This window comes from Rhizobacter sp. P3_B12, assembly GCF_056402895.1.
On sequence record NZ_JBFUGN010000458.1, the window covers coordinates 1 to 4,797 of the forward strand.

At 70.4% G+C, this 4,797-nt stretch carries 5 protein-coding genes; 3 read left to right on the forward strand and 2 right to left on the reverse strand.

Going from position 1 to position 4,797, the window contains the following annotated elements; all coding sequences use genetic code 11:
- Positions 1-1,061: YbfB/YjiJ family MFS transporter (locus tag AC1D01_RS21100; protein WP_477869735.1), on the reverse strand; the 1,061-nt coding region annotated here is incomplete at its 3' end.
- A gap of 86 nt (positions 1,062-1,147) precedes the next feature.
- Here AC1D01_RS21100 and AC1D01_RS21105 point away from each other — a divergent pair.
- Complete coding sequence (locus AC1D01_RS21105) at positions 1,148-1,939, forward strand: transglutaminase-like domain-containing protein (RefSeq protein ID WP_477869738.1); 792 nt, start codon at positions 1,148-1,150, stop codon at positions 1,937-1,939.
- Positions 1,940-1,973: 34 nt separating this feature from the next.
- On the forward strand, positions 1,974-2,474 hold the full coding sequence (locus AC1D01_RS21110) for a DinB family protein (protein WP_477869740.1): 501 nt from the start codon (positions 1,974-1,976) through the stop codon (positions 2,472-2,474).
- A gap of 8 nt (positions 2,475-2,482) precedes the next feature.
- Here the strand turns inward: AC1D01_RS21110 and AC1D01_RS21115 are convergent, their stop codons facing one another.
- Positions 2,483-3,409 (reverse strand): AraC family transcriptional regulator, encoded by a 927-nt coding sequence (locus AC1D01_RS21115; protein WP_477869742.1) that lies wholly within the window; start codon positions 3,407-3,409, stop codon positions 2,483-2,485.
- 205 nt (positions 3,410-3,614) lie between these two features.
- Between AC1D01_RS21115 and AC1D01_RS21120 the strand changes: the two genes are divergently transcribed.
- Positions 3,615-4,652, forward strand: a complete 1,038-nt coding sequence (locus AC1D01_RS21120) for an aldo/keto reductase (protein WP_477869744.1) — start codon at positions 3,615-3,617, stop codon at positions 4,650-4,652.
- The last annotated feature ends 145 nt before the right edge of the window (positions 4,653-4,797 follow it).

Sequence of the window (4,797 nt, forward strand, 5' to 3'; positions counted from 1 at the left end):
AGGCTCGGGCCGACGATCTGCCCGGCCGCGAACACCGTCGTGAATGCGGCGATGCCCGCCGGCCACGCGGCGGCCGGCAGGTTGTGCCGCACCAGCGCGGTGGTCGATGCGACGACCGACAGGAACACGCTGCCGAACAGCGCGCCCGAGACGAAGCCGGCCAGCGGGTGCGCGCTGACCACCGGCAACAGCGTCGCGACCGTGAGCAAGGCGTTCAGCAGCGCCATCGGCTGCCCGCCGCGCCAGCGCTGCAGCAGCCCGGCCCACAGCCACGACGACGCGATCACGCCGAGGCCGAGCAGGGCGTAGAACACCGTGATCAGCCCGCTGCCCAGCTGCTGCTCGCGCAGCAGCGTCACCGAGAAGGTCATGTAGCCGATGTAGCCGAGGCCGAACAGCGTGTACGACGCGAGGCCGAACATGAAATCGCGCGCCTGGAAGCCGGTGCGCGCCGAGGCCGCTGCCGGCGCGGCGTCCAGGCCGCGCGTGCCATGTGCGGTGACGGCGGTCGCGATCAGCGCCGCGGCGCCCAGCGCGATCCAGGCCCATTGCCAGGCGTGCGATTGCGACAGCGCGACCAGCGGCGGCACCAGCAGCGCCGACGCGACGATGCCGACGCCGGTGCCGCCGTAGTAGATCCCGAGGACCAGCCCGGCGCGCGCCGCACCATCGCTGCCGACCAGGCGCGCCGCCATCAGCCCGCCGGAGATGAACGCGGCGGCGCTGGCGATGCCGGTCGCGAGGCGCAGCGCGTACAGCGCCGCATCCGACGTGACCAGGCCGTGCGCCACCAGCATCGCGCCCGCCGCGGCGCTGCCGGCCAGCAGCACGCGCCGCGCGCTCAGTCGCGCCAGGGCCAGCGGCGTGGCCAGCGCGCCGAGCAGGTAGCCCGCGGCGTTGACGGTGTTCATCGCGCCGGCGGTGAGGTAGCTCCAGCCCAGGTCGGTGCGCATCGCCGGCAGCAGCAAGGCGTACGAGAAGCGCGCCAGGCCGAGCGACACCGCGGCGGCGAGGGCCAGCGCGGCGGCGCTGCGCAGGGTCGAGGGGGTGGGGGAGCTCATCGCGCTGCATTGTGCCCAGCCTCGTCCTACAGCGCCGCGGGCAGCCGGCCGATGGGCGCGGCGCGCGCGCCGGGTTGCAATGCCGCATGCACCCACACTTCGACGTCGATTGCGAGCTGAGCTACCAACTGGCCGGGCCGGCGGACTTCCTGTTCCAGCTGCATGCGCTCGACGGCATGGACCAGCGCGTGCTGAGCGAGTCGCTGGAGGTGGAACCCGCGGTGCGCGTGCACGTCTACGAGGACCCGGCGGTCGGCCACCGCTTCGCGCGCCTGTCGGCCGGCGAGGGCACGCTGCGGCTGCAGTACCGGGCACGGGTCGAACGCCGGCCGGTGCCGGTGGACCTGGCTGCCGCCGAGATGGCGATCACCGAGCTCCCCGACGAGGTGCTGCACAACCTGATGCCCACCCGGTACTGCGAGTCCGATCTGCTGTCGCATGCGGCGATCAAGATCTTCGGCGAGCTGCCGCGGGGCGCGATGCGGGTGCAGGCGATCTGCGACTGGCTGCACGACAACGTCGACTACCAGCTCGGCTCGAGCACCGCGACGACGACCGCCTGCGACGTGTTCCGCAACCGTGCCGGCGTGTGCCGCGATTTCGCGCACCTGGGGGTGACCTTCTGCCGCGCGCTCAACATCCCGGCGCGGCTGGTGGTCGGCTATGCGCGCTTCGACGAGCCGCCACCGGATTTCCATGCGCTGTTCGAGGCCTACCTGGGCGGGCGCTGGATGATGTTCGACCCGACCCGGATGTCGCCGGTCGACGACCTGGTGCGCATCGCGATGGGGCGCGATGCCAAGGACGTGGCCTTCGCGACGATCTTCGGGCCGGCGACGATGACGGGGATGCGGCCGGACGTCAGTTCGGTACGATGACGAGGCTCCACCTCTTCACCTGACAGGCTGCGTCATGTCCATCTCCTCGATGAAATCGCTGTTCGCCTGCAAGGCCTGGGCCAACGCGGAGTTGTTCGCGCTGCTGCGAACGCTGCCCGCGGAGCAGGCCGATGCGCTTCACCAGTGCCTGCGGACGCTGAACCACATCTACGTGGTGGACCGGATCTTCCGTGCGCACCTCGCCGGCGAGGCCCGGCCGTTCGATGCCACCAACACCAAGGACACCCCGTCGCTGGCGCAACTGCACGGCGACGTGGCGGCGACGGACGCGTGGTACGTCGCCTACGCGTCGGGGCTGTCCGAGGCGGCGTTGTCCGAGACGCTGGGCTTCACGTTCACCGATGGCGATGCCGGGCGCATGTCCCGCGAGGAGATGCTGCTGCACGTCATCACGCACGGCGGCTACCACCGCGGCAACGTCGGGCAGGTGCTCAAGTCGATCTCCGTGGCGCCGCCGCGCGATCTGTACACCAAGTACCTGCACGCGAGCGAGCCGGCGCGAAGGGCGGGCTGAACCCGCCGTCAGGCGGGTTCGCCGACCTCATTCTCGGCCAGCCAGCGCTGCCGGTCGCGCGTCGGCGGCGCGCCGAACATCCGCCCGTACTCGCGCGCGAACTGCGAGGCACTCTCGTAGCCGACCTGGTGCGCCGCGCTCGACGCATCGATGCCGCCCGAGAGCAGCAGCCGGCGCGCCTCCTGCAGGCGCAGCTGCTTCTGGAACTGCAGCGGGCTCATCGCGGTGACCGCCTTGAAGTGGTGGTGGAACGACGACACGCTCATGTGCACGTCGCGCGCGATCTCGTCGATGCGCAGCGCGTGCGTGAAGTTCGTGCGCAGCCGCGCGATCGCCTTCGCGATGCGCTGCGTGTGGCTGTCCTGCAGCGCGAGTTGGCGCAGCCGCGCGCCTTCGCCGTTCATCAGCAGCCGGTACAGGATCTCGCGCTTGACCAGCGGCGCGACGATCGCGATGTCGGCCGGCGCCTCGAGCAGCTTCAGCAGCCGCAGCACCGGCTCGAGCACCGGCAGCGCGATGCGGTTCACGTAGATGCCGCGCGCCGGCCCGGCGTGCGCGGCGGCGGGCAGGCGTTCGTCGCGGATCAGCTCGCCGATCTCGGCGATGTCCAGCGACAGCCGCAGGCCCAGGTAGGGCAGCGTGTCGCTCGCGACGCGCACCTGGCCGACCACCGGCAGGTCGACCGAGGTCACCAGGTAGTGCAGTGCGTCGTAGGTGTGGATGTCGTCGCCGACCATCACCTGCTTGGAGCCCTGGGCGATCAGCGCCAGTGCCGGCTCGTAGACATGGTGCTTCGGCCCGCCCGGGTTCGCGATGCGGTAGACGATGAGGCCGGGCACCGGCGTCTGCACGACGCCTTCGGTGCCGTCGGTCGCGCGGTTCAGCAGGCCCACCAGCGAGCGGCGGGCGTCGTCGAGTTCGAGGGGGTCGTCCATGGCGTCGTCAGGTGCGTGGGAATCGTGCGTGGAGGATCGGGTGCGTCGCAGCTTAGCGCCGTCCACGCGGCCGTGCATCGCCGGTCGCCGTGGTCTGGAGAAATGGGCAAGAACTCTGCAGGAACGTGCTGGCGCGGCGGCGGCCCGCGGCGGGACACTGCCGCCCTGGCCCCGCTCCCCGGGGCAACGTCACAAGGAGCTGGACATGCAACATCGCAAGCTGGGCCGCACCGGCCTGTTCGTTTCGGAGCTGTGCCTGGGCACGATGACCTTCGGTGGGACCGGTGGCATCTGGAGCCAGATCGGCAAGCTGCAGCAGGACGAGGCCGATGCGCTGGTGGGCCGCGCGCTCGATGCCGGCATCAACTTCATCGACACCGCCGACGTCTATTCCGAAGGGCTGTCGGAGCAGATCACCGGCCAGGCGCTGCGCAACCTGAAGGTGCCGCGCGACAAGGTGGTCGTCGCCACCAAGGTGTTCGGCGAGACCGGCGCCAAGGGCGTCAATTCGTCGGGCATGTCGCGCTTTCACATCATGGACGGCGTGAAGGCGAGCCTGAAGCGCCTGCAGCTGGAGCACATCGACCTGTACCAGATCCACGGCTTCGACCCGTCGACGCCGATCGACGAGGCGGTGCACGCGATGGACACGCTGGTGCAGCAGGGGCATGTGCGCTATGTGGGCGTGTCGAACTGGGCGGCGTGGCAGATCGCGAAGGCGCTGGGCATTGCCGAGCGCGACGGCAAGGCGCGCTTCGAATCGCTGCAGGCCTACTACACGATCGCCGGGCGCGACCTGGAGCGCGAGATCGTGCCGATGCTGCGCAGCGAGCAGGTCGGGCTGCTGGTGTGGAGCCCGCTGGCCGGCGGCCTGCTGAGCGGCAAGTACGGGCGCGACGGCCAGGGTGCCGAGCAGGGCAGCCGGCGCACCACCTTCGATTTCCCGCCGGTGAATCGGGCGCGTGCCGACGATTGCATCGGCGTGATGCGCGGCATCGCCGAGGCGCACGGCGTGTCGGTGGCGCGGGTCGCGCTGGCCTGGGTGCTGCACCAGCCGGCCGTCAGCAGCGTGATCATCGGGGCCAAGCGAGTCGAGCAGCTGGACGACAACATCGCGGCGACGGCCTTGAAGCTGAACGCCGACGAGTTGGCGGCGCTGGACCAGGTCAGCGCGCTGCCGGCGGAGTACCCGGGGTGGATGCTGGCGCGGCTGGCGGGGCAGCGGGCGGCGCGGCTGGGGTGATCCGTCAGGGGTGGGGAAGCGGAACTCTCTGGTGCGGCATGGTCACCCAACAACTCCATCCCATTGAGGCTGCAGGTCATGTTGAAAGTGAAAGAGCGATTCCGACTTCTTGTACAGAAGAATGGATATACAGAGAGAGTGAGTG